A 24,969-nucleotide genomic window follows, 5' to 3' on the forward strand; every position below is an offset into this window, starting at 1 on the left:
CAAAATACTATGCAACTCTTGGTCAACCCCACGCTCGAAAAGTGTAAAAAAAACCTGGCCCGACCTGTTCACAAGACCAAGGCGATCAACAAGATCGTCAAGCCCATCCTGAGGAAAGTCAAAAAAAACGGAGATAAGGCGCTTAAAAAATTCGCACAAGAATACGACCACGTCCACTTGGATAGCTTGCTGGTCTCAGCACAGGAAATCAATGCCGCAAAGGAATCGGTGAGCAAGGAGCTCAAAGCGGCCATTTCCACGGCGAAGTCAAATATCGAGCGCTTCCACGCCGCCCAAGCCTCGCCTGAGTTGGTGGAGGAAGTCATGCCGGGTGTGGTCTGCCGAAGAAAAAGTATGCCCATTCAGCGCGTCGGCTTGTATATTCCCGGGGGTACAGCGCCACTATTTAGCACAGTGCTGATGTTGGGTATACCGGCCCAGTTGGCTGGCTGCAGGGAAATAGTCCTCTGCACGCCTCCAAACCGGGAGGGGAAAATCCATCCTGCGATCCTCTTTACGGCCGATCTGATTGGCATCACCAAGATAGTCAAGGTCGGCGGAGCCCAAGCTATCGCCGCGCTTACATTCGGTACGGAGACCGTACCTCAAGTCGACAAGATCTTCGGCCCAGGCAACCAATACGTCACCGCCGCCAAGCAACTGGTCACCAAATATGGCGTCGCGATCGATATGCCTGCGGGGCCTTCGGAGGTTTTGGTTTATGCCGATGAGTCAGCCGAACCCTCATTTGTCGCCGCGGACTTGCTGTCACAGGCCGAGCACGGCGTGGATTCTCAAGTGGTGTTGGTTACGCCCTCCGAGAAATTCGCGAAGAAAGTATTGAAGGAAATCAACGAACAGCTCGAAGCCCTTCCCCGCAGAGACATCGCCTACAAGGCCTTATCCAACTCCACGGCCGTGGTGATGGAGGAACAGGAAAGTGCGATCGCCTTGATCAACCAATATGCCCCAGAGCACCTGATCATCGCTGTGGAAAATGAAGAAGAGGTAGTCGACGCAATTCTCAACGCCGGATCCGTCTTCATCGGAAACTACACGCCCGAATCGGCCGGGGACTACGCTTCTGGCACCAACCATACCCTACCGACCTATGGTTACGCCCGCAACTACAGCGGCGTGTCTTTGGATTCTTTTGTCAAAAAGATCACATACCAAAAGATCAGTCCCGAAGGTCTGAAAACGCTGGGTCCCATAGTAGAAGTGATGGCCGAAAACGAACTGCTGCATGCGCACAAGAATGCAGTCACCATCCGTCTCAATCAACTGAAAGGCAAAAAGAAATGAGCTTCGACCTAAATTCACTGTTGCGGCCGCACGTCGCTGAGCTGCAGCCCTATACATCGGCGCGAGACGAGTACACCGGCTCCGAAGGAGTCTTCTTGGATGCCAACGAAAACCCGTTTGGGTCGATTACCGAAAAAGATTTCAACCGTTACCCGGACCCATACCAAAGCGCACTAAAAGCGGAAATATCCAAGATCAAAGCAGTTCGTCCAACTCAGATCTTCCTCGGCAATGGCTCCGACGAAGCAATCGATCTGCTCTACCGTGCTTTTTGCAATCCGGGACGGGACAACGTAATCCTTTTGCCTCCCACTTATGGCATGTATGAGGTCAGTGCAAATATTAACGATGTCGAAATTCGTAAAGTCGTACTGACTGAAGATTTCCAGCTTCAACCCGAAAAGATCCTAGCAGCGGCCGATGCAAACTCCAAGATCCTTTTCATCTGCTCTCCCAACAACCCTTCGGCCAACAAGGCCAAGCGGGAAGATGTGCTTTTCCTATTGAAAAATTTCAAAGGCTTGGTCGTGGTGGACGAGGCCTATATCGATTTCAGCGACGAGCCCAGCTTCACGACTGAGCTGGACAATTTCCCTAACCTACTCGTAATGCAGACTTTCTCCAAGGCATGGGGATTGGCGTCCCTGCGGCTCGGGATGGCTTTTGGCAGCGAGGAGATCATCCGCATCCTCAACAAGATCAAGCCGCCCTACAATATCTCTGGCCTTACTCAAGAGACTGTCTTGGCGGCAATTACCAACAAAGCTAAAGTGGACCGGATGATCCGCGAGATTCTGGCAGAGCGGGATTTCCTGCAATCTGAGCTGGAAAAATTATCCTTCGTACAAAAAATCCATCCTTCGCACGCGAATTTTCTTTTGGTAAAAATCCCAAACGCCACCCAAGTATATGATGACCTGATCGTGGAGAAAGTGATCGTCCGCAACCGCGCCAAAGTGCTGCTTTGCGAGGATTGCCTACGCATCACAGTAGGGACAAGGGAAGAAAATGAAATCCTCTTACTGGCTTTGAAAAAGATCTTTGAAAAGTCAACGGTCAACTGACCGATGACGACCGTTTCTATAGACAAATCAAAAAAGAAAGAAACCGGCCATGGACTAAAGTCTGTCGACCGCTGACAAAAATACACCATGAAAAAACGCGTACTTTTTATAGACCGTGACGGCACCATCATCAAGGAGCCGCCCACAGACTTCCAAGTAGACAGTCTGGAAAAGCTGGAATTTCTTCCCAAAGCCATCTCCAACCTTCGCAAGATCGCCGAGGAAACCGACTATGAACTCGTGATGGTCACTAACCAAGACGGCCTGGGGACAGATTCTTTCCCAGAAAAGGACTTCTGGCCAGCGCAGTACAAAATGCTGAAAACCCTGGAGCAGGAAAACGTCTTCTTCAAAGCCATCCACGTGGACAAGACTTTCGAGCATGAAAATGCCCCCACCCGCAAGCCAAGGACCGGACTCCTCACCCAGTACTTCTCCGAAGATTACGATCTGGCCAATTCCTACGTGATCGGAGACAGATTTACTGATGTGCAGCTGGCGAAAAATCTGGGTTCTAAAGCCATCTTTATCGGCGATCCCAATCCAGAAGCGGCACTCTCTACCAAAGATTGGGACGAGATCTACAACTTTCTGAAAATGCCTCCGCGGGCAGCTGAGGTAAAAAGAACCACCTCTGAAACTGACATCTACATCAAGCTTAATCTGGACGGAAGTGGTAACTGTAAGATCTCGACCGGCCTGCATTTCTTTGACCATATGCTGGAGCAGCTAGGCAAGCATGGCAGCACCGACTTGGAAATCCAAGTCAAAGGCGATTTGCACATCGACGAGCACCATACAATCGAGGACACGGCCTTGGCATTGGGTGAAGCCTATCTTAAGGCTTTGGGCGACAAAAAGGGAATCTATCGCTACGGCTTTCTTCTGGCAATGGACGATGCCCTCGCGCAAGTAGCCATCGATTTTGGCGGAAGACCTTGGCTGGTTTGGGATGCGGAGTTCAAACGTGAAAAAGTTGGAGACATGCCCACGGAGCTTTTCTACCACTTCTTCAAGTCATTTTCAGACACCGCCAAATGCAACCTGAATATCAAAGTGGAAGGCGACAATGAGCACCACAAGATCGAAGCAACCTTTAAAGGCCTCGCTCGGGCGATCAAGATGGCCGTGATGCGCGATCCCCGAAACATCAACCAACTTCCCAGCACCAAGGGAGTGCTGTAGGGTTTTAGTCAACAGTCCACGGCCTACGGTCGACCGCCGTTTTGAACCGAACTAAAGTAAAAACACCTTCCTGAATAGAAATCGGGAAAGTGTTTTTGCTTACCCCTTGTCACTCAGCCTGTCGAAGTGCGGTCACTGAGCCTGACGATGTGCGGTCACTGAGGCTGACGAAGTGCAATTTTTTTCCCCATTCCCCTTTCTATTTCGATACCATTTTTGTTTATTTAGTCATGGAACGACTTTTAAATATATCTACGATCATCTCATGTGCGCTTTTGCTTTTCTCCTGCTCAGCCAACCCAGACCAGATTGAAAAGATGTACCGAGATGGAAAATACGAAAGGGCTATTCAAGCCATCAACCGACGTTTGTTTATCCACGTCAACGAAATCAAATCCCTCCATATCCGAGCCCGATGCCATGAGGAGCTTGGCGAGCTGGATGAGGCGCTGGATGACTATAACCGCATCATTGACATTGATCCTGCCTATTCCCAAGCCTATGCCGCGATCGGGAAGATTCTCTTCGAAAAGGAGTTTTACCGGGATGCCGAACTCTATATCCTGAAAGCAGCCAGCATGGATCCCGAAAATTTTGAGATCATCTACCTCACCGGCCGTAGCCAACTTATGGTGAAAAACTGGGAGCGCGCGGAGCTCTTTCTCAAGCAGGCCGAAAAGATGGATCCGGAGTTTGCGCCAATTTACTACTATACCGGGATGGCCCGCGCCAGCCGGGGTGACGTCTACGGTGCCGCGGCATCCTTCAACACCTATCTGAAAAAAGAACCCGACAATCTCGCCGCCCGGTACAACCGCGGATTTGCCTTACTGAAGATTGGATACCTCCCTTGGGCCTTGGAAGACTTTGACTTTATACTAAAAAATCAACCCAATCATATCGAAGCCTTAGCAAGAAAAGGCATCTGCCTGGCCCTCATGGGAAATCCCGAAGGCTGCCAGATGATCCGAGAAGCCGCTAAAAAAGGCAGCGACTATGCCGAGAGTCATTTGGAGGAGTATTGTTTGTGATGAGAAAACTAGAGATAGGTGAGCTTGGTCCTTGAGTTCGCCGAAGGGCGACGAACCACAGTAGGTGAGCTGATCAAAGCTCCATTACCTTGATGGACGCCGGGATAGCGACGATGTAATGGACGGCTGTGAGGATCCCCTTAATTTTCCGGATACCAGTTCCTCAGTCTAACCTCTACACTTGGGGCCTCAGCATTTACCAGTGTTTTGAATTTTTCCACGTCGTTCAGGCCTTCTGTTCCTCGGTAATGATAAGGATATACCATCTTGGGCTTGAATTCGGCGACAGCATTTGCCGCTTGATCTACATCCATGGTGTAGGGCAGGTTCATACAGACAAATGCCACATCGATTCCTTGCAGGGCCCGCATTTCAGGAATGTCTTCAGTATCTCCGGAAAAGTAGAGTTTCTTTCCTCCCAATTCCACCACATAGCCATTTCCCCTCCCTTTGGGATGGCGGCTATCGACAGTCTCAGGTAGGTTATACATCGGGATTGCACTGATTTTTGCCCCAGAGAAGTCTGTGGAAGATCCATTGGCCAAAACGACAACAGCTTTGTATCTGTCTTTTGGTAGTTTCTCTGCAACTGCTTGTGGAGCGATGATCGTCGCTTGGCTCAGGTCCAATCCATCTAAGGTTTCCTGATTGTGATGATCTCCGTGGATGTCGGTGATCAGCACCAAATCCGCGGCTTGCTGTCCAGCAAAACCATTTGCCCCTCCATAGGGGTCGACATACACGGTGAGGTCCTGATAGGACACAACCAGGGTTCCATGAAGAATGGGCTGTATGGTGATGGAACCATTTTGGGCGGGGATTTGGTCTTGGCCAAAAGAGAGAAAGGAAACCAGAAATAGGAGGTATAGTAGTTTTTTCATCAGTCTAAGGTGTTTGGTACTCAATCGAATTTGGAAAAAAATGTTTGGATTTTCAGTGAAAGAAGAAGTTTATACCCGATGCAGGTTCAAAAGTTATGTGACTACTCATTGTAAGTCGGTCTTTAGCAATTCTCCTAAAAGGTTCGAAATTCGAGGAAACCGTAGTCCACCAGACCTCTAAGCTTAACAGAAATCTTCAACTAAAACCAAATCCACGCTTCGGCAAGCTCGGCGACATACTTCGACCGGCTCAGCAACCATTTGCGAACAGATTCATCCAGTTCAGCCAGCGACTCCCTTTTCCGCACCCTGCATTGTTCAACGGGCCCATTTACCATTTCCTAGCCAAGCAATCGTTCCCTCAATGCTTCCCGATAATTCGAGATCGCTATTTCGGACAAGGCCAAAAACAGGTAAGGCTCGATCAGCTCCAGTTCCATTAGGTGGAAGATTCCATCTATTTCCACTCCGTCCACCCGGCCGTAAAGGGTCTCTTTTCCGAAGGTATCCATTAGCTTTTGGGCGGAGTCCAACATCGTTTGGCTGGGTTGGATTTCCTGGATCGTGCCACCAAAGTAATGCTGCACGCGGAAGTCAGCCTTTGCCGGAGTCTTCAGCACGGCGTGGGAAAACTTCCCGTTGAAAAAAAGCAAAGAATACTCCCCCACTTCGGCTACCTCGGCGATGTAAGGCTGGGCAAGGAAATCTTCAGCCTGCACAAGTTCAACTACCCTTTCGTGGTACATTTCCCATTCGGCGAGCGGAATCTTCAAGGTGTTCTTTGCGCCGCCGCTGACCAGGGGTTTGACGACAATTGTGTCTGCCACGATTTTCGTCCGGATTTTTTCCAAATCGGGCTTACTCCCCTTCTCCATAATCAATCCTGAAACCACCGGAAAGCCCGCGGCCTCAATCTCAAGCAAGTACTCTTTGCTGGAGTTCCACTGAATGGTATCGAGATCGTTAAGTACGGGGATGCCCATGGATCTGATTTTCTCTATCCATTGCAAAAAGTCCGCATAATAATCGAAATAGTCCCAAGGAGACTTGATCAACAAATGATTATAGTTTGCCCAGTCGACGTTGGGATCAGACCAAACGACAATCTCATGGGAGATACCCAGCTCAGCCAATATGCTGGAAAGCAGCTTGTCTTCATTGACTGTTCCGGTGTCATAGGCTCCGACTGAAAAATAGCTGACGATGGCGATGTGTAGAGACATGGAGTTTTTTTCACAAAACTAGCTTTTAAGCAAATTTCACAGCGGCCACTCTTCAAAAATCCCCCTAAAGGCTTACTTTTGGCCTGTAATAGCGCCATGACCCACCGAAAACTCGTCATCATACCGACCTACAATGAGCTGGAAAACATCAGCGACATGGTACAGTCAGTGATGGGTCTGGACGGTGACTTTGAGCTCCTGATCATAGACGACGGCTCCCCGGACGGAACCGGTGCAATTGTCAAAAGCCTGCAATTCACTTATCCTGAGCGCCTTCACCTGATGGAGCGTAAAGGAAAGCTAGGCCTCGGCACGGCTTACATCGCGGGATTCAAATGGGCGCTTAAGCGCAACTACGAGTTTATCTTCGAGATGGACTGCGACTTTTCGCATGATCCCAAAGATCTCATCCGACTCTTCGAAGCGGTGAAGGACCGCAGCTTTGACTTGGCTATCGGCTCCCGCTATATCACCGGAGTCAACGTGGTCAACTGGCCCATGGGCCGCGTGCTCATGTCCTATTTCGCCAGCGTTTACGTAAAATTCATCACGGGACTACCTGTGAAGGATGCCACAGCTGGATTCAAGTGCTACCACCGCTCTGTACTCGAGAAAATAAAACTGGATGAGATCAAGTTCATCGGCTACGCCTTCCAGATCGAAATGAAATTCACCACTTGGAAGCTGGGATTCAAAATCATCGAGGTACCGATTATCTTCACCGACCGTACCAAAGGAACCTCCAAAATGAGCCAGAAAATCTTCAAAGAAGCAGTTTTGGGTGTGATCTGGATGAAAATCAAAAGTGTTTTTTCCCCCTATAAGCTCAATCGAATCGGATAGATTTGATGGGATCAACGCGGGAGATCACCAGCACCGGTATCCACAGCACCAGCGAGGTCAGAATTGCAATTCCAATATTGAGCCAAATAAAAATAGGCCAGTTCCACTGAATCGGTACATAGCTCATGTAGTAGCTGGCGGCGTCCAAAGGGATAAGCTTGAATTGGTCTTGCAAAAAGCCTATCCCAATCCCAATCAAATTGCCTAGGATGAGTCCCCGTCCGAGGATCTTCATCCCGTTCCAGAAGAAAATCCGGCGGATCTGCGCATTCCTCGCTCCCATCGCCTTTAGCAGACCGATCATCTGCGTGCGCTCCATGATCAGGATGAAAAGAATCGCACCCATGTTGAAGATCGCCACAAAGCCTATCAGGGAGATAAACACGACCACGTTGGTGTCCAGCAAAGTCAACCAGTCGAAGATTTCCAGAAACTTGCTGCGGCTGTCCACCAGCTTCAGATCCAAATCCATCTGTTCCTCGATCAGCGGCAAATAGGCCTCCGTCTTTTTGGGATCGTCGACAAAAACCTCCAAACCGCCCACCTGATCTGCCGTCCAACCATTGAGGTTGCGGATGGTCTGCAGCTCACCGACGACGATTTTTTCGTCAAAATTCTCCAGGTAAGTTTCGAAGATCCCCACTACCTCTACCCTTCTGAATCTCGGCGGATTTTGCACAAAATACATGGTGACTTTATCACCGACATTTAGCAATAACTTATTGGCGATCATTCGGCTCAACAAAACCTCATTGCTCACTCCCGAGTCCGGTAGGTGAAGCATACGGCCTTCGACGAGGTATTTTGAGAAAGCCAAGGTGTCAAAGTCTTTCCCCACGCCCTTCATGAGTATGCCCTCTACCTCTTCATCACCCTTGAGCAAGGCGGCCTTGTGGGCAAAAGACTGTGTTTTGACGAGAAAATCGAGTTGCTTGGAATTTTGTACAAACTCGGAATGCAGCGAAAAAGGCGCCTCCTCAAAGGCATTGCTCATCTGAAAACGTTGAACCTGAAAGTGCCCTGTAAAGCCAAAAACCCGCTCGGAAACGGTGTTTTGGAAGCCTCCCAAAACCATAAACGCGAGGATGGAAACGCCCAGACCAATGGCAAGACTCCAGACCGCGATACGGTGTATGGTACCCGAAAAACCTCCGGCCTGCTTGAAACTGATTCTTTTGGCAATGAAATAGGAAAGGTTCAAGGGCTTGTATTAATTTGGCTTGAAATCCTCGCAAAATAGCATGAAGCAAACGAAAAATTCATTCCTGATTTACTTTTTGGCGTTTTCACTTACCCTCTGCAACGTTCCTTTGGCTTTTTCACAGCAGACTATCCTGACCGGTGCCGAGCAACCCGAGTTGTATCTTTCATTGCTCGAAGGAAAAAAGGTTGGCTTCGTCGGAAACCAAACCAGCATCCTACCCCAATCAGCCAACAAACATGTGGTCGATTTTCTCCTTGAAAAAGGCATTGTGGTGAAAAAGGTCTTCGTGCCCGAACATGGCTTTCGCGGCACGGCGGATGCGGGTGAAAAGGTGGACAACAGCGTCGATCAAAAGACCGGGCTGCCGATAGTCTCATTATATGGGAACAACAAGAAACCCAGTGCAGCCCAGATTGCTGATTTGGACGTGGTGATCTTCGACTTGCAGGACGTGGGAACGCGTTTTTTCACCTACATCAGCACCATGCACTACGTGATGGAGGCCTGTGCGGAACAGGGAAAAAAGGTGATTATTTTTGACCGTCCCAATCCGAATGGAGGCTACATCGACGGTCCCATGCTAAAGCCCGGCTTTGAATCCTTTGTGGGGATGCACAACATTCCCATAGTCCATGGATTGACCGTGGGTGAACTCGCACAGATGATCAATGGGGAAAAATGGCTCAAGGGAGGCCTAGTAGCCGACCTCACAGTGATTCCGGTAAAAGGCTGGACACACACCACTGCCTACAATCTTCCTATAAAACCCTCGCCCAACTTACCCAGCGACTTGGCGATCAAACTCTACCCTAGCACCTGTCTCTTTGAAGGCACGGTAGTTTCGCTCGGACGCGGCACTTATTTTCCCTTCCAAGTTTATGGCTATCCCGACCCCAAATTCGGCGACTTCACCTTTACTCCTGTCAGCATAGACGGCATGTCCAAGACACCACCCCATCAGGACAAGCTTTGCTACGGCGTGGACCTAAGAGGAGAATCGATGGACCACCACTTCACCCTAAGATACCTGCTGGACGCCTACGCCAAGTCGGGTATGAAAGAGAAATTTTTCAACAACTACTTCAATACATTGGTCGGTACGGACGAGCTGAAAAAGCAGATCCTCGCCGGAAAGACCGAATCCGAAATCCGCGAGAGCTGGAAAGCTGGCTTAGATGCCTACAAGGCCAAGCGGGAAAAGTATTTGATTTATCGGTGATTCTGGACTTGAGGCAAGATGATGCTCTTCGGTATTTGCAATTCCAAAGTAGCATCTGAAGAGGATATTAATCAGAATTTGAAAATGAAAAAATTGCTTGGTTACTATTTTGCGGTATTGATTTTAACCTCTAGTTCTTGCAGCCAAAACAACCCAAATTGGCTAGCTGATTTAAACCATGTCATCTCTCCTGATGGCAAAGCTATAGAATACCAAACGTTTTATAATGTAGATACGGTATTTCAAACTTCAGTTGCAGCTTGGATAACAACTCCTTCTGGAAGCGGAGGTGGAGGAATCTTTGATATCCAAAGTGCAAGCCCAATACCTTTGAAACTAAGCTGGAGAAATGACTCAACCGTATTGATTCATTACAATTCGACTGGCAAAGTTATTCGCATGGAGAAGGAAATCTACTTCTTGGGAAGAAAGACCAATATTATGTACGAAAACCCTCGACCCCTTGAAGAGTAGAAGTTGGCTTGTGAAACTGTCAATCTTAATTTCATTTTGCGTTTCATGCGACATAAGAACCTCTAGCGAGCAACGATTTGAGGCAAATATTGGCTTTCCGCTTCCAGATGAAAAGGATGTCTTGAAGGATGAATTTCATGATATGTTGAGTGACTATGCGCTGATCTATGAGGTCAAACTGTCAACCACAGCAAATTTTGAGTTGTCTAAAAAAATTAAGCCTCTCGTCTGCGACAAGGTACAGGAATGCAACTGGTCATTAGACGAAAATGGATTTAAATACCAATGCGAAAAGGGCCTCACTGTATATCGAGTGTACTTTGACACCCTAGCTAGAAGAGTCACCTACGAAGAATTTGCTGACTAGCATAATTTTTACATTAACTCCTCCTGACAACAAATCCCTAAGAACTGAAACTTTGACTCCGCCAGCTTGCCAACTACCTCATGGTTATCCATAACTTTGGATTCCATTATATCGAATACTGTATTTTGAATACTGAAGCAAAAGGAAAAGACCTCCGCATCATCTATATGGGTACTCCGGAATTTGCCGTGCCGGCCCTGGAAAAACTCGTGGAAAGCGGCTGGAACGTGGTCGCTGTGATCACCGCTGCCGATAAGCCACAAGGCCGCGGACAAAAGCTGATAGGCTCACCCGTGAAGGAAGCCGCTAAAAAACTGGGCTTGCACATCCTCCAGCCCACCAACCTGAAAAACCCAGAGTTCCAGCAGGAGCTCAAAGACCTACAGGCCGACTTGCAGATCGTGGTAGCTTTTCGTATGCTGCCAGAGGCGGTCTGGAGCATGCCTCCCCTCGGCACCTTCAACCTCCACGCTTCCCTCCTGCCTAATTACCGCGGTGCAGCACCCATTAACTGGGCCATCATCAACGGAGAGAAGGAAACTGGCGTCACGACATTTTTCCTCAAGCATGAGATCGACACAGGAAGCATCATTTTCCAAGAAAAAATCCAGATTTTGGAAGAGGACGACTTGGGAACAGTCTATGAAAAACTGATGACCATAGGCGCCGATCTGGTGGTAAAAACCGTCGAAGCAATCTCCAAAAACGAGGTCAATCCGACCATGCAGGATGAGACCCAAGCCATCCACCACGCCCCAAAAATCTTCAAAGAGACAGGCAAAATCGTTTGGTCGAATTCCGCTGAGTCCATTCACAACCTAATCCGGGGACTTTCTCCCTATCCTGCCGCTTGGACAGAGTTTCAGGGTAAGACTTGCAAAGTCTTCAAGTCAGCCTTTTCTGCAAAAAACCTTTCTGGAAAGGAAGCCGGTGAATGGGAATCCGACGGAAAAAACTTCTTGAAATTTCAAACCGGAGCTGGCTCCCTGGAGGTTTTGGAATTGCAGCTTGAAGGAAAAAAACGGATGAAAATTGAGGAGTTACTCCGGGGATTAAAGCTATAAACTCATGGGCAGTCTGCAGTAATCAGGATGTAAACTGCAAACTGATCACCGCCAACGCTTTTTAATCCGGCTCATTTTTAGGAAATTAGGGATGAATTTTTAATTGTACGCATTATGAAAAAGTCAGTTTTAAGTATCCTCATTTTGGCTGGTGCGATGGTTGCGTTGCCTTCCGAAGCCCAGCTATTAAAGAAAATCCAAAATGCCGCCGCCCAAGGCGTAGAAAATGCCACTACCAACCGGGCAAAAAACGCGTCCGAAAAGGCCACCAACGACGCTTTGGATGGAATGTTTGGCGGCATGATGGAGCCCGCTCCCACCGAGACCGACTACACCTTTACCGGATACATGGTGATGGAAGTAACCAGCACGGACAAAAAAGGAAAGACAGAGGACCCGCTTCGGATGCAATATCTACTTTCATCGGATACGGAGTTTATGGGAATGGCCTTCGCCGATCCCAAAAAGGTAAATACCACCACTACCACCATCATGGACACCAAAAACCAGGCGATGGTCATCCTGCTGGAGGATGAGGGGAACAAATCGAGTATGGCGATGAAGCTCAACTACGACAAGGTGCAGGGAATGGTGGACGAGGAGGCCGAAAAACAGTTTGAGCAACCCGATTACAAAATCACCAAAACTGGAAATACCAAGGAAATCCTGGGATATACCTGCGAAGAATATCTCGTAGAAACTGAAGATGGTAATGGACAATATTGGGTCACCGAGGAGCCGATTGATGGATTCTCCATGTTTTCACCCCAGAGCAATCCAATGGTCTCCAGCAAGACTATCGACAGATACACTTCGATGTTTTCCAATGCGCCAAAGGGCAATTTTATGGAAATGGTCTTCACGGACAACGATGGAACGGTCACAGACATGAAAGTAGTCGAACTCGATACCGACAGCCCCCGAAAGTACCGGATGTCTGACTATCCCAATATGATGTCGGCAAGCGACAATTAATCGTTTAATCGTTCAAAAGGGTAGTTTTTCTACCCTTTTTCATTTTTTCCTTTCCAAAGACTGGTAACTTCAAGCCAAACTTTGAAGCCCTGTGGAAATCATTCTTATCGTAGCCAAAGCGAAAAACAACGTCATAGGCAAAGACAATCAACTCATCTGGAAGCTTTCGGCTGACCTTAAGCGATTTAAAAATCTCACTTCTGGCCACTACATCCTGATGGGAAGAAAAACCTACGAGTCCTTGGGCAAACCTCTCCCAAACCGAACGCACCTCATCATCAGCCGCAACCCTAATTTTGCTGCCCCCGAAGGCCACTACGTCTTTTCCTCCGTCGAAGATGCCTTTATCTACTGCAACAAAATCGGAGAGGACAAACTCTTCGTCATTGGCGGGGGACAGCTCTATGCCGAGACCATCAATCTCTGCGATAGGCTGGAAATAACAGAAGTCGAAGCAAGCCCCGAAGGCGACACCTTTTTCCCTGAGATTGATCCCCGAATTTGGGAAGAAAAGGGAAGAGAGAACCACGCGGCGGACGAGAAAAACGAATTTCCTTATTCTTTTGTGACTTACGAAAAAGCAAGGAAATCATGATCAAACCTGTCATCTGGATTACCGGCGCATCCTCCGGCATAGGAGAAGCTTCGGCCAAGAGATTTTCGCAGAACGGCTATCGGGTGATCATCTCCGCCCGGAAGGAAGGGGAGCTAAATCGAGTAAAGGAAGCATGTGCCAATCCTTCCGACGTACTCGTATTACCGCTTGATTTGACAGATATCCCCTCCTTCGAATCAAAAGTTGACCAAGCAATCGCCCGTTTCGGCCAAGTGGATGCAATGTTGCACAACGGTGGCATCAGCCAGCGCTCACTGATCCGGGAGACGGGCTTGGAGGTAGACCGCAAGCTGATGGAGGTAAATTTCTTTGGTACGATTGCCTTGACCAAAGCTTTGCTCCCGCATTTCATATCCCAAAAGTCCGGCCATTTTGCTGTGATCAGCTCCCTGGTCGGGATCATCGGCTCTCCCTACCGCTCCTCGTATGCTGCATCCAAACATGCTCTCCATGGCTTTTTTGACACACTTCGAGCCGAGCACTATAAAGACCACATCACTGTCACGATGATCTGCCCAGGTTTCATCCGGACAAACGTCTCCGTCAACGCGATCACGGCGGATGGAAGCACTCTCGGTCAGATGGACGATGCCCAAGCAAACGGCATGAGTCCAGAGGATTGTGCAACAGAAATCTACGCAGCCATCACCCGCAAAAAAGAAGAAGTCTACATAGGAGGAAAGGAAACCATGGCTATCTATATCAAGCGATTTTTTCCTTCCATCTTTTCAAAAATCATCAGAAAAGCCAAAGTCAGATAAATGCAACTCATCAAAGCAGAGATCATCGCAATAGGAGATGAATTGCTCTATGGGCAAATCATGGACACCAATTCCCACTGGATCAGCCAAGAGCTGGATCTCATAGGCGTGAAGGTGGTGAGAAAAACCACTGTCGGAGACCGGCGGGATGACATCCTCGCCGCTTTTGCCGAGGCAGAAAAACGGGCCGATCTTATCCTGATCACAGGTGGTCTGGGCCCGACCCAAGACGATCTGACCAAGCCTTTGTTGGCGGAGTACTTCGGTTGCGGAATCATCGAATTTCCAGATGCCGTCGCTGCCGTCACCGATTTTTTCCTGAAAAGAGGTAGAGAAATCACTCCACTCAATGTCTTGCAGGGCCATCTGCCCTCCTGCTGCACCTACGTTCCCAATGAAGTCGGTACCGCTCCAGGGATGTGGTTTGAAAAAAACGGGGGCTACTGGATGTCCATGCCAGGCGTTCCCCATGAGATGAAAAAGCTGATGAAGGACTTTGTCCTGCCCAAGTTGCCGGAGATTTTTGAGCTGCCAGTCATCTATCACAAAGTCGTCAAGACAGTTGGGATTGGAGAAAGCTGGCTTGCCGACCTGATCCGTGATTGGGAGAATGCACTACCCGAACATATTAAACTTGCTTACCTGCCCTCTTTGGGACAGGTAAGGCTTAGATTGACGGCTTTTGGGACCGACCAAACAAAACTCACAGCCGAAGTCGCTGATCAAATCGATCTGGTATTGCCGCGCATAAGAAACTACGTCTACGGCTATGACGGTGAGACGCTGGAATCCGCCACTGGAAATCTTTTGAAGAAGTCTGGGAAAACTTTAGCTTTGGCCGAAAGCTGCTCTGGAGGCTACGTTTCCCATTTGGTCACCAGCATTCCCGGAAGCTCAGCCTACTTCAACGGATCGGTAGTCCCCTACCACAACCAGTTTAAGCAATATATTCTGGGGGTCTCAGCCCAAACGCTGGAATCCAAGGGTGCGGTGAGTGAAGAGACAGTCCGAGAGATGGCTCAGGGTGTGAGAAAAATCTTCGGTTCGGATATTGGGCTTAGCAGTAGCGGAATAGCCGGACCTGATGGAGGAACAGCTGAAAAACCGGTAGGTACGGTCTGGATCGCTTGTGCCGGAGAGGGTTTTGTAGAGACCAGAAAGCTTCAACTGGGGCAGGATCGATTGCTGAATATTCAAATAACGGCCGTCGCTGTTTTGAATTTGCTAAGGATTTGTCTGATCCAGAACAACAAATAAAATTTTACATTCAAGGTTTGGGTACGAGATATATAAAATTTAATTTTAAATCTTGAATTTAAACCCAATTAAATTACTTCAATCGCTATGGCAAGTGTAGAAATGCTGATGCCCAAAATGGGTGAAAGTATTATAGAAGGCACCATCCTCACCTGGCTGAAGAAGGAAGGTGATTCGATCGAACAGGATGAATCGGTATTGGAGGTCGCCACAGACAAGGTCGATACCGAAGTGCCCGCCACCCACGGTGGGATCCTAAAAAAAATCCTTGCCAAGGAGGGTGAAGTGATCGCCGTAGGAGCACCAATTGCCTTAATTGAAACCAACTCTGAAAATGGGGTGGCGGAGGTATCGCTAACAGTATCCGAATCCAAGAAAGAAGAACTCGTTGCTGCCGCACCCGGAAATACCGCCTCAATTTTGGCTCAGCCTGCTCCAGCCTTGGAATCCATTTCTGAGGATGGACGTTTTTACTCTCCCTTAGTAAAAAACATCGCGAAGGAAGAAGGAATCTCCATGACAGAGCTTTCCAAAATTCCGGGAAGCGGAAAGGGAAACCGCGTCACAAAAGAAGACATGCTGGCTTATGTCCAGAAAAGACACGAAAGTCCCGCTTCGACCAAACCCGCACCTTCCATCTCCGAGCCCAGAGTTCAAGTCAGCATTTCCGCTTCGGATGAAATCATCGAAATGGACAGAATGCGGAAAATGATCTCCCAGCGCATGGTTGAGTCCAAGCGGATCTCTGCACACGTCACTTCCTTTGTCGAGGCAGATATGACTAACATCGTGCTCTGGAGAGAGAAAAACAAAAACGCTTACCGGGCCAAATATGGAGAAGGGATTACCTTCACCCCGTTTTTCATCGAGGCAATTGCCCGAGCGATTCGGGATTTCCCGATGATCAACATCTCCGTCGACGGAGACCGAATCATTAGGAAAAAGGATATTAATATCGGAATGGCTGTTGCGCTGCCCTCAGGGAATCTGATCGTACCCGTAATCCGAAATGCCGACCAACTCAACCTAGTCGGGGTATCCAAAAAAGTAAATGACCTCGCAAACCGCGCCAGAAACAACAAACTCACTGCCGATGACTTGGCCGGGGGTACTTATACCGTATCAAACGTTGGCTCCTTTGGAAACGTAATGGGCACTCCCATCATCCCGCAGCCACAAGTAGCTATCATGGCTGTAGGCGCAATCGTGAAAAAACCTGCCGTGGTGGAGACAGCTACGGGCGACGTAATCGCAATACGCCACAAGATGTTCCTTTCACATTCCTACGATCACCGCGTCGTAGATGGAGCCTTGGGAGGAATGTTTGTACGACGGGTAGCGGATTATCTGGAGGAGTTTGACCTACGCACAGACATCTAATAGTACATGGCTCCGGGAAATCGGAGCCATGATTCAATCCGCCCGTTCCCTTACTTTTCTGTAGTAATACTCCAGTCGATCCGCAAGCACAGCAAGACGAATGGGCTTGGTTAGGTAATCGTTCATCCCAGAATCCAAAGCCATTTTTTTGTCTTCCTCAAACACGTTGGCTGAAAGACCTATAATCACCACATTTTCCTTGCCTAGCAGAGTTCTGATTTCGCGGGTGGCTTCCAGACCATTTTTCAAAGGCATCTGTACGTCCATCAAAACTACGTCAAATTCTTGGTTCTTGACTTTTTCCACTGCCTCGGCTCCATTCTGGGCCACTTCAAATTCGAAGCCCAGCTGCTGAAACATCAAAGTCATCAGTTGAAGATTGAGGTCATTGTCCTCCGCCAATAGAATCCTCAGCGGAAACTCCGTCCCCATCTCCCGGATGTCTTTCCATGTCAACTCTTCGTTTGCCTGGGGCACACTGTTCTGATCTACTTTCCTTACGATCACCGAAAACTTAAAGACAGAACCCTTGCCTACCTCACTCTCGATCTCAAGTTGGCCTCCCATGAGTTCCACAATCTTCTTGGCGATCGCCAGACCCAACCCAGTGCCTTGGTAGGTTCTTGTATTCGAACTTTCCACCTGATAAAACGGGTCAGTCAGATGCTCCAAATGCTCTGGTGCTATGCCTATGCCAGAATCCGCCACACTGAATGAGAGAAAATGAAAAAAGTCATCCACCGGATTCAACTCCATTCTCACCCCAACCTTTCCCAGTTCCGGAGTGAATTTGATCGCATTTCCAATCAAGTTCAGCAGTACCTGGTTGATTTTTCCCTTATCTCCCTCCAAGATTGTCTTCTCAAATTCGCCGTAGGTCAACTCAAGTTTGATTTTCTTTTTGCCGGCCAGCCCTGAAAGGATTTTAATCTGGTCTTTCAGCTCCTCAACGGGGTCAAACGGAACGGGTTGGATATCGATTTTACCCGACTCGATCTTGGAATAGTCAAGAATATCCCGGATGATGCTCAGGAGAGAGTTTCCTGAGTTCTTGATGATTTCGACATACTGCTTCTGAATCCGGTTGAGGTTGGTACTTTCCAGCAGATCGATGATGCCCAGCAGGCCGTTCATCGGGGTGCGGATCTCGTGGCTCATATTGGCCAAAAAATCAGATTTCGCGCGGCTTGCCTGATCCGCGGCATTCATCGCTTCGACTAGGCCCTTTTCCCAGATTTTCTGGCCAGTGATATCCTTGGAGATGGACATGATCTGATTTTCATCCAAAGGAAAAAACCTCATTTCGTAGTGTCTTTCGCCCAGCGGGGTATGCCAGACGACATCTATGGTTTGGATGCTGTTGGTATTTTTGGCCCGCTCGAATACCTTCGCGATATCATCGGCCTGCCCGTGGGGCACAAATTCGTGCAGGGATTTACCCAAGGTGGAATTGGCCGATTCGAAGAGGTTCTTCCTGTCCTGAACATGAAAATCCAACACAACTCCCTCGTTGTTATAGATAAAAATGGTATCGGGTATGTTACTGATCAGGGACCTAAGTCGGTTTTCACTTTGCTCCAATTCCTGCCGTGCTAGATATTGCGCCGTGATATCTGTGCCAATACCCATCCCGCCACACATTCTTCCCTGCTCGTCAAAAAGCAGCTTTTCAAAGACCTTCACCCTGATCTTTTCCCCATTCGGCTTGGTAAAATCATATTCCAAATCCACCAAATGTCTACCTTCCATCAAGGCTTTGATGGTCTCGGATTTGACGTTATTGGCCTCGGGGTGCTCGGAATCAACTTTGAAAGCTTCCAAAAACTCCTGCTTGGAATGTCCTAGGACTTCCTCCACCTCGTCGGAGACTTTTGTGATTTCACCCTTGTAGTCATGAAAAAACACGAAGCCCTTCATCTCCTGCAACAAGAGGTTCTGCTGATCAAACAAGGTGGATATCTCCCGGAGGTTCTCCTCCTGCACCTTGATCGAGTCGATGTTTCCTTTGAGGGAAATGAGAAAAAACGCCACCGTTCCTATCAGCAGAATTACCACACCCAAAAACAAGAGAAAGTAGGTGCTGTAGATCCCAGAGGTAAGCCCATCCATCGGTACCAAAAACATCAGGGAGGCAGAAGTATCCGAATTGGCGTAGCTAAATGGGTATTGGGCTAAAATTCCCAAATATTGCTCATCCCCTTTTTCCCATTCCACCTCATAAAAACCCTTCAGCCCGAGGCCGATATCGGCTTTGACCGCGTTTAGGTCATCCTCGTCGAGCAATGCCTGCTGCTGCCTCGCCCACCGGCGGAGTGGTATGAGGTTGGATTTATAAAGCAGAAACTTTTCCCCTCCTGGATCCAGGTAAAAATTGGTAACGTACTCCTCGGTATAGGCAGGGATATCCAGCGTGTAGAGAATCCGAAAACCACCTTCTCCCTTTACCAAAAGCTGGGAATCTTCCTCTCTCCCCGGAAATGCCACCAGCGATCTTTTTCTGATGAAATCGTTCGTTTCCGTCATCTCAAAGACCAGCGTGGAATCCACCATATCCACCATCACTGAGTCAAGCATCCCGGGAAAACTCGTGAAGGTCCTCCTCACAGCAACCGTAAACTCGTCTTTGAAATCCTCCTCGTCCAGGTCAGGGTCTTCCAGAAATGCCATCAAAACGCCGGACTCCTCCTTGAAACGACTCAATTCCATTTCCAGGCTCCTGGCCGCAAGTTCGGTTTGCTTGATCAGAAACTCCCGTCTGGAATTCATCTGCGAAAAGGAAATCGCGTTGAAAAAACTGTAGCCCAAAGCAATCACCAAAACGACCAACAAGCTTCCCACAATGGAAGTCAGCCAAAAGTTGGACCGGTCGATGAATTTTCTGGCCATCAATAATTGGGGAATACCTGTATCAAAAACCAATCTATCCCAATAAAGGGCACACAAATCGCCCGGCTGAGATTAGTCTCCTCGTCAAACTCAAACCTGTCTTTCTTTTCGAGCAAAAACTGCTGCGCCATTTCCCTCACCTCCCTGCTTTTGCTGCTGAAAAGGTTGAAATCTGAAATCCTGAAGTAATCCGAATGGATAGTCTCCCGGTAGACGTGGTTTTTCAGGGGAGGCATACTAAGGGATTCAATCGCCCCTGCCTTTCCAGCAACAATTTCCCCTTTAGCGTTTACCATCAATATTTCCCCCTCCACGGCATCCATGTAGTTTTGTACCAAGTCGCTGACAGTAAAATCTACTCCCAAAACCGCAAATAACTGATCGCCGTCGTAAATGGGATGAATGAGCGATATTATCCAACCCTTTCCCGCTGGATCCACGTAGGGCTCCGGGATCCAAACGAGGCCTTTTGAGGGATTGTGCTCCAAGTCGGCCTTATAGTAAAAATTGAACTTGGTCACGTCAATGTCGGTATCAATGATATTTTTGACGTCATAGGCCGGAAATACCCGGCTTACCTGCATGGCAGAATTGGAGTAAATCTGTGCGGTACGTGGGTTGCCCTTGATAAATTCGGCAAAAAGCGAATCGAGTGAATTGGTCAAGACCACTTCTTCCTCGGCCATTTTGCGATCTGGCGTAGAATTGAGGATGATCACCGAGCTGAGAGTGGAATCCTGGCCGGGAAGGTTGGTGGATATCGCCCCGACAAAGTGATAGGGACTGGGTGGTGCCACCCGCAGGACGGAGTCCTTCTTAGAGACTATTTCCTCATAGTAGTGCGCGATGGTATCGATATCGGTCGCCATCCTTTCCCCATGATAGATCATCTCTTGGATCACACCATTGAGTTTTTCGAAGTCCTGCTCGGGAAATTTCTCCTCCGAAGCACCGCAACCCACCATGAAAGCTAATCCCCCTAGACTGATCGAGCCTATTCTAAAAAGACGCATAAGTCAATCCGATTTCAGGGAAATTAGAGATTTTCAAGCTGCGAACGAAAAGTTTTTCCCATTTCGTCAAATCTAAGCTTTACTTTTTCGAAGAACTCCCCCGCAAGAAAAAGCTCGAGATCTTGCTCATCCAGAATATCGGTCTCACTGAGCTTAAATGTCTGCTCCATCGGACCGAGCTCAAACTTGAGGATATATTTATTATTCCAGGAGAAAATGCTGATCCGCACTTCCTCCCGGGTCAACTCTTTGACGACTCTCATTCGGGTCTTCTTACCTCCGACTTATAGCTTATATTTGACTTCAGCGAGGAAGCTACGGAGCAATACTTATCCACGGAAAGCGCCACTACCTTGGCAAACTCCTCCTCTGTAGCATTGGGGGACACAATTACAAAGGTCAGCTCAATGTCAGTGAAAAAGGCCGGAACACCGTCATTTCTGGTTCCTTCTACTTCTACAAAAAACTCAACGATCTCTCTCCTCTTCTTTTTCATCATCAATACGGCATCCACAGAGGCGCAGCTTCCCAGTGCAGAGAGTAGCAGGTCCATGGGTGACTGGGCACGCTTGTGTTCGGGATCATACATGTCAATGTTGACCAGATTGCCCTGGAGGTTTAGTGCTTCGTACTCAAGGTCCGCCTTCATGCGGACGGTGACATTTCTTTTATTCGCCATTCTATTATTGATTGTCTATTTAAGTCCTGCGAAAACCCCATTGAATTCTGGCGGCGTTCGGAAGACAGTTGGTCTTTTAATTCAAATTTCGGTCTACTTACATATTTCTGCGATACTGCCCTCCCACTTCGTAGAGCGCCTTGGTGATTTGCCCCAAAGAGCAGACTTTCGATGTCTCCATCAGCCTGGCAAAAACGTTTTCGTTTTTTACCGCGGCGGCCTGGAGTTCCTTTAAAAGCTCGTGTTCCAAACCTTCGTAAGCTTGGTGTAAGTTCCTCAAAGTTTGGATTTGAGCTTCCTTCTCGTCTTTGTTTGCGCGGATCACTTCACCCGGAGTCACCGTGGGAGAGCCTTCCGAAGAAAGAAACGTATTCACGCCGATGATAGGAAACTCACCGGTATGCTTGAGCATCTCATAGTGAAGGCTTTCCTCCTGGATCTTCCCTCGCTGATACATGGTCTCCATAGCGCCGAGCACGCCTCCTCTTTCGGTAATCCGATCGAATTCCGCATACACAGCTTCCTCTACCAAATCTGTCAATTCCTCAATCACAAATGCGCCTTGAAGCGGGTTTTCGTTTTTAGCCAAACCCAATTCTTTATTGATTATCAGCTGGATAGCCATCGCACGCCGAACGGAAGCTTCAGTAGGCGTGGTGATAGCTTCGTCATAGGCATTGGTGTGCAGCGAATTGCAATTGTCATAGATCGCATAGAGCGCCTGAAGGGTCGTTCTAATGTCGTTGAAATCTATCTCTTGTGCATGCAGTGAGCGTCCGGAGGTTTGGATATGGTATTTCAACATCTGCGAGCGCTCATTCGCACCATACTTCAGCTTCATTGCTTTCGCCCAAATCCTCCTCGCCACTCGTCCGATGACGGCATACTCTGGGTCTATTCCGTTGGAGAAAAAGAAGGAAAGGTTTGGCGCGAAATCATTCACGTTCATCCCACGTGAGACATAATATTCCACATAGGTGAAGCCATTGGAAAGTGTCAGCGCAAGCTGCGTGATCGGATTGGCACCAGCTTCTGCTATGTGGTAGCCAGATATGGAAACCGAATAGAAGTTTCTTACATTCTGTTCAATGAAATATTGCTGCACATCCCCCATCAACCTAAGAGAAAACTCGGTCGAAAAGATGCAGGTATTTTGAGCCTGATCTTCTTTGAGGATATCCGCCTGCACCGTGCCCCTCACTTTGGACAGCGTGTCGGCTTTGATATTTTCATAGACTTCCTTTGGCAAAACCTGATCGCCTGTCACTCCCAGAAGCATCAATCCCAAACCATTGTTTCCGTCAGGGATTGCCCCTTTGTAGGCAGGCTTCGCGAGGCCTTTCTTCTTGTAGATCGCCTCGATTTTTTCCAAAACCTCCACTTCAAGACCATTGGCTTTGATGTAAACTTCGCATTGCTGGTCAATGGCCGCATTCATGAAAAATGCCGTCATCGTCGCCGCAGGCCCATTGATCGTCATCGACACAGAGGTCATTGGATCTACGAGATTGAAGCCAGAATATAGCTTTTTGGCGTCATCGAGACAGCAGACGTTCACTCCCGAATTTCCAATCTTGCCGTAGATATCCGGCCTGTAGTCCGGATCCTCTCCGTAAAGCGTCACCGAATCGAAGGCTGTCGAAAGCCTCTTGGCCGGCATCCCGGCAGATACGTAGTGAAAGCGTTTGTTCGTGCGCTCTGGGCCTCCCTCTCCAGCAAACATCCGCGTTGGATCTTCGCCTTCCCTTTTGAAAGGAAAAACACCGGCTGTGTAAGGAAACTTACCCGGTACGTTTTCTCTCAGGCTCCATTTCAGCAGCTCACCCCAAGCCTCATATTTCGGCAAAGCAACCTTTGAAATCCTGGAATTTGAAAGGGAAGTGGCATAGGTCTGTATTCTAATTTCTTTGTCCCTAACCTTGAATACATAAAAATCCTCGCCGTATTTGGCGGCTTCGGCAGGCCATTCCTCCAGCCATTTTTTGTTTTTCGGATCGAGGCTCAACTCAACCTGCGCATACACTTCCTGGAGCTCTTTCACAAGCCGGTCAGCATCAGCCACCTTTGCAGCCTTGATCGCATTGATGGACTTTTGGATGCTGTAGAGTTGCTGGGCAATCTCCTTTTGCTCCTCTACCCATTGGTCATAGTTTCGGTTGATTTCCGTGATTTCGCTCAAGTAGCGGGTTCGAGCAGGTGGAATGATGTAAATTTTCTCGGATGTCCCAGTCGTCAACTCTGAATTGCTTTCCCAGCCCCGAAACTTCTCATTTACTTTTCCAATGACTGCGCGGTAGAGCTGATTCATCCCGGGATCGTTAAACTGGGACGCTATAGTCCCGAAAACCGGAATATTCTCATCCTGAATATCCCACAGGTTGTGGTTTCGTTTGTATTGTTTTTTGACATCTCGGATTGCGTCCAGTGCGCCACGCTTGTCAAATTTGTTGAGCGCGATCACATCCGCAAAGTCCAGCATGTCGATCTTCTCCAGCTGCGAGGCCGCCCCATACTCTGGGGTCATCACATAAAGGGAAAGGTCGGAATGCTCTATGATCTCGGTGTCAGACTGTCCGATACCGGAAGTTTCTAGGATAATCATATCAAATCCCGCCGCCTTCACTGTGTCTACCGCATCCTGGACATATTTGGAAAGCGCCAGATTGGATTGGCGGGTCGCCAAAGAGCGCATGAACACCCTCGGGTGATGGATGGAGTTCATTCGGATTCGGTCTCCGAGAAGAGCTCCACCAGTTTTCCGCTTCGACGGATCGACCGATATGATTGCCAGTGCCTTATCCTCAAAATCCAAGATGAATCTCCTGACCAGTTCATCGACAAGCGAAGACTTCCCAGCCCCACCCGTACCGGTGATACCCAGTACCGGCGTCTTGCCATTCTTGCTTTGCTTTCTCACTCGCTCGAGGAGCGCTAAGGATTTTTCGGGGAAATTTTCAAAGGCTGATATGGCTCGGGCAACGTGCTCTTTATGGTCTTTTTCAAGGGAAAACCCTTCGGGAAGCTCATCTCCAATAGGAAAGTCACATCGCCGCACCATATCATTGATCATGCCCTGAAGGCCCATCGCACGTCCATCGTCCGGAGAGTAGATTCTGGCAATACCATAAGAATGCAGCTCTTTGATCTCCTCCGGAAGAATTGTACCTCCCCCCCCACCGAATATCTTGATATGACTGGCTCCTTTTTCACCCAAGAGATCAAACATGTATTTGAAAAACTCGACGTGCCCGCCCTGATAGGACGTGATCGCGATGGCCTGCACATCTTCCTGGATCGCACAATCGACGATTTCCTGTACGGACCTGTTATGTCCCAAGTGAATCACCTCACAGCCGGTGGATTGGATGATCCTGCGCATGATGTTGATCGCCGCATCATGCCCATCAAAAAGGGAGGCAGCGGTAACGATTCGGATGTGGTTTTTGGGCTTATATACCTCAGTTGTGGAAGTCATAGTTTTGGGTCTATAGTGGCTGATTGGCAAAATCCATGGCGAAATAAACTTTTTATATGGATCTGTT

The 24,969-nt window shown here is 48.5% G+C and carries 22 protein-coding genes; 14 read left to right on the top strand and 8 right to left on the bottom strand.

The features are described from left to right. Positions 1-9 precede the first annotated feature (9 nt). The 4 genes from hisD (at position 10) to J0A67_RS09325 (ending at position 4,585) form a co-directional block, all read left to right on the top strand. The gene (hisD, locus tag J0A67_RS09310; RefSeq protein ID WP_206569039.1) at positions 10-1,305 is read left to right on the top strand and encodes a histidinol dehydrogenase; all 1,296 of its coding nucleotides are present in this window, start codon (positions 10-12) and stop codon (positions 1,303-1,305) included. Then, entirely contained in the window at positions 1,302-2,369 is a 1,068-nt protein-coding gene (hisC, locus tag J0A67_RS09315; protein WP_206569040.1) for a histidinol-phosphate transaminase, read from the top strand. Before hisD ends, hisC begins: the two co-directional genes overlap by 4 nt. 87 nt (positions 2,370-2,456) lie before the next feature. Further along, the gene (gene hisB, locus J0A67_RS09320) at positions 2,457-3,554 is read left to right on the top strand and encodes a bifunctional histidinol-phosphatase/imidazoleglycerol-phosphate dehydratase HisB (RefSeq protein WP_206569041.1); all 1,098 of its coding nucleotides are present in this window, start codon (positions 2,457-2,459) and stop codon (positions 3,552-3,554) included. A gap of 230 nt (positions 3,555-3,784) precedes the next feature. After that, positions 3,785-4,585 carry a tetratricopeptide repeat protein gene (locus tag J0A67_RS09325; RefSeq protein WP_206569042.1) on the top strand — a complete coding sequence of 267 codons (801 nt, stop codon included), beginning with the start codon at positions 3,785-3,787 and terminating at the stop codon, positions 4,583-4,585. 140 nt (positions 4,586-4,725) lie between these two features. Here J0A67_RS09325 and J0A67_RS09330 read toward each other — a convergent pair whose 3' ends face one another. Together J0A67_RS09330 and J0A67_RS09335 are read right to left on the bottom strand one after the other, a co-directional pair. Beyond that, positions 4,726-5,466, bottom strand: a complete 741-nt coding sequence (locus tag J0A67_RS09330; RefSeq protein WP_206569043.1) for an MBL fold metallo-hydrolase — start codon at positions 5,464-5,466, stop codon at positions 4,726-4,728. 341 nt (positions 5,467-5,807) lie between these two features. Then, complete coding sequence (locus tag J0A67_RS09335; RefSeq protein WP_206569044.1) at positions 5,808-6,689, bottom strand: ATP-grasp domain-containing protein; 882 nt, start codon at positions 6,687-6,689, stop codon at positions 5,808-5,810. Between the two features lie 96 nt (positions 6,690-6,785). On the opposite strand from J0A67_RS09335, the gene J0A67_RS09340 reads away from it, so the two are divergent. Beyond that, the gene (locus J0A67_RS09340) at positions 6,786-7,532 is read left to right on the top strand and encodes a polyprenol monophosphomannose synthase (protein ID WP_206569045.1); all 747 of its coding nucleotides are present in this window, start codon (positions 6,786-6,788) and stop codon (positions 7,530-7,532) included. On the opposite strand, the gene J0A67_RS09345 is transcribed toward J0A67_RS09340, so the two are convergent. Next, the gene (locus J0A67_RS09345) at positions 7,516-8,733 is read right to left on the bottom strand and encodes an ABC transporter permease (protein WP_206569046.1); all 1,218 of its coding nucleotides are present in this window, start codon (positions 8,731-8,733) and stop codon (positions 7,516-7,518) included. The genes J0A67_RS09340 and J0A67_RS09345 overlap by 17 nt on opposite strands. Before the next feature lie 40 nt (positions 8,734-8,773). Here J0A67_RS09345 and J0A67_RS09350 point away from each other — a divergent pair, with 40 nt between their 5' ends. From J0A67_RS09350 to J0A67_RS09390, 9 genes are all read left to right on the top strand, one after another. Beyond that, a complete protein-coding gene (locus tag J0A67_RS09350; RefSeq protein WP_206569047.1) occupies positions 8,774-9,955 on the top strand; it encodes an exo-beta-N-acetylmuramidase NamZ family protein in 1,182 nt (393 codons plus the stop codon). 84 nt (positions 9,956-10,039) lie between these two features. Continuing rightward, a complete protein-coding gene (locus tag J0A67_RS09355) occupies positions 10,040-10,429 on the top strand; it encodes a hypothetical protein (RefSeq protein ID WP_206569048.1) in 390 nt (129 codons plus the stop codon). Beyond that, positions 10,419-10,796 carry a hypothetical protein gene (locus tag J0A67_RS09360; RefSeq protein ID WP_206569049.1) on the top strand — a complete coding sequence of 126 codons (378 nt, stop codon included), beginning with the start codon at positions 10,419-10,421 and terminating at the stop codon, positions 10,794-10,796. The genes J0A67_RS09355 and J0A67_RS09360 overlap by 11 nt, the downstream gene beginning before the upstream one ends. Before the next feature lie 80 nt (positions 10,797-10,876). After that, the gene (gene fmt / locus J0A67_RS09365; RefSeq protein ID WP_206569050.1) at positions 10,877-11,860 is read left to right on the top strand and encodes a methionyl-tRNA formyltransferase; all 984 of its coding nucleotides are present in this window, start codon (positions 10,877-10,879) and stop codon (positions 11,858-11,860) included. Positions 11,861-11,974: 114 nt separating this feature from the next. After that, positions 11,975-12,835, top strand: a complete 861-nt coding sequence (locus J0A67_RS09370; protein ID WP_206569051.1) for a DUF4412 domain-containing protein — start codon at positions 11,975-11,977, stop codon at positions 12,833-12,835. A gap of 91 nt (positions 12,836-12,926) precedes the next feature. Then, positions 12,927-13,430 carry a dihydrofolate reductase gene (locus tag J0A67_RS09375; protein WP_206569052.1) on the top strand — a complete coding sequence of 168 codons (504 nt, stop codon included), beginning with the start codon at positions 12,927-12,929 and terminating at the stop codon, positions 13,428-13,430. Then, positions 13,427-14,212, top strand: a complete 786-nt coding sequence (locus tag J0A67_RS09380) for an SDR family oxidoreductase (protein ID WP_206569053.1) — start codon at positions 13,427-13,429, stop codon at positions 14,210-14,212. Before J0A67_RS09375 ends, J0A67_RS09380 begins: the two co-directional genes overlap by 4 nt. Beyond that, positions 14,213-15,469: a competence/damage-inducible protein A gene (locus J0A67_RS09385; RefSeq protein ID WP_206569054.1), complete on the top strand. Its 1,257-nt coding sequence runs from the start codon at positions 14,213-14,215 to the stop codon at positions 15,467-15,469. Positions 15,470-15,556: 87 nt separating this feature from the next. After that, complete coding sequence (locus J0A67_RS09390) at positions 15,557-16,849, top strand: dihydrolipoamide acetyltransferase family protein (protein WP_206569055.1); 1,293 nt, start codon at positions 15,557-15,559, stop codon at positions 16,847-16,849. Positions 16,850-16,882: 33 nt separating this feature from the next. Here J0A67_RS09390 and J0A67_RS09395 read toward each other — a convergent pair whose 3' ends face one another. From J0A67_RS09395 to J0A67_RS09415, 5 genes are all read right to left on the bottom strand, one after another. Then, a complete protein-coding gene (locus J0A67_RS09395) occupies positions 16,883-19,735 on the bottom strand; it encodes a PAS domain-containing hybrid sensor histidine kinase/response regulator (protein ID WP_206569056.1) in 2,853 nt (950 codons plus the stop codon). Further along, positions 19,735-20,748, bottom strand: coding sequence for a hypothetical protein (locus tag J0A67_RS09400; RefSeq protein ID WP_206569057.1), 1,014 nt, complete (start codon positions 20,746-20,748; stop codon positions 19,735-19,737). Before J0A67_RS09400 ends, J0A67_RS09395 begins: the two co-directional genes overlap by 1 nt. Positions 20,749-20,771: 23 nt before the next feature. Further along, entirely contained in the window at positions 20,772-21,011 is a 240-nt protein-coding gene (locus J0A67_RS09405) for a hypothetical protein (protein ID WP_206569058.1), read from the bottom strand. After that, positions 21,008-21,427, bottom strand: coding sequence for an OsmC family protein (locus J0A67_RS09410; protein ID WP_241265127.1), 420 nt, complete (start codon positions 21,425-21,427; stop codon positions 21,008-21,010). The genes J0A67_RS09405 and J0A67_RS09410 overlap by 4 nt, the downstream gene beginning before the upstream one ends. A gap of 97 nt (positions 21,428-21,524) precedes the next feature. Continuing rightward, positions 21,525-24,902, bottom strand: a complete 3,378-nt coding sequence (locus J0A67_RS09415) for a methylmalonyl-CoA mutase family protein (RefSeq protein WP_206569059.1) — start codon at positions 24,900-24,902, stop codon at positions 21,525-21,527. Positions 24,903-24,969 lie beyond the last annotated feature (67 nt).

Origin of the sequence: Algoriphagus aestuariicola, from assembly GCF_017254835.1 — a bacterium.
Taxonomy (GTDB): Bacteria; Bacteroidota; Bacteroidia; order Cytophagales; family Cyclobacteriaceae; genus Algoriphagus; species Algoriphagus aestuariicola.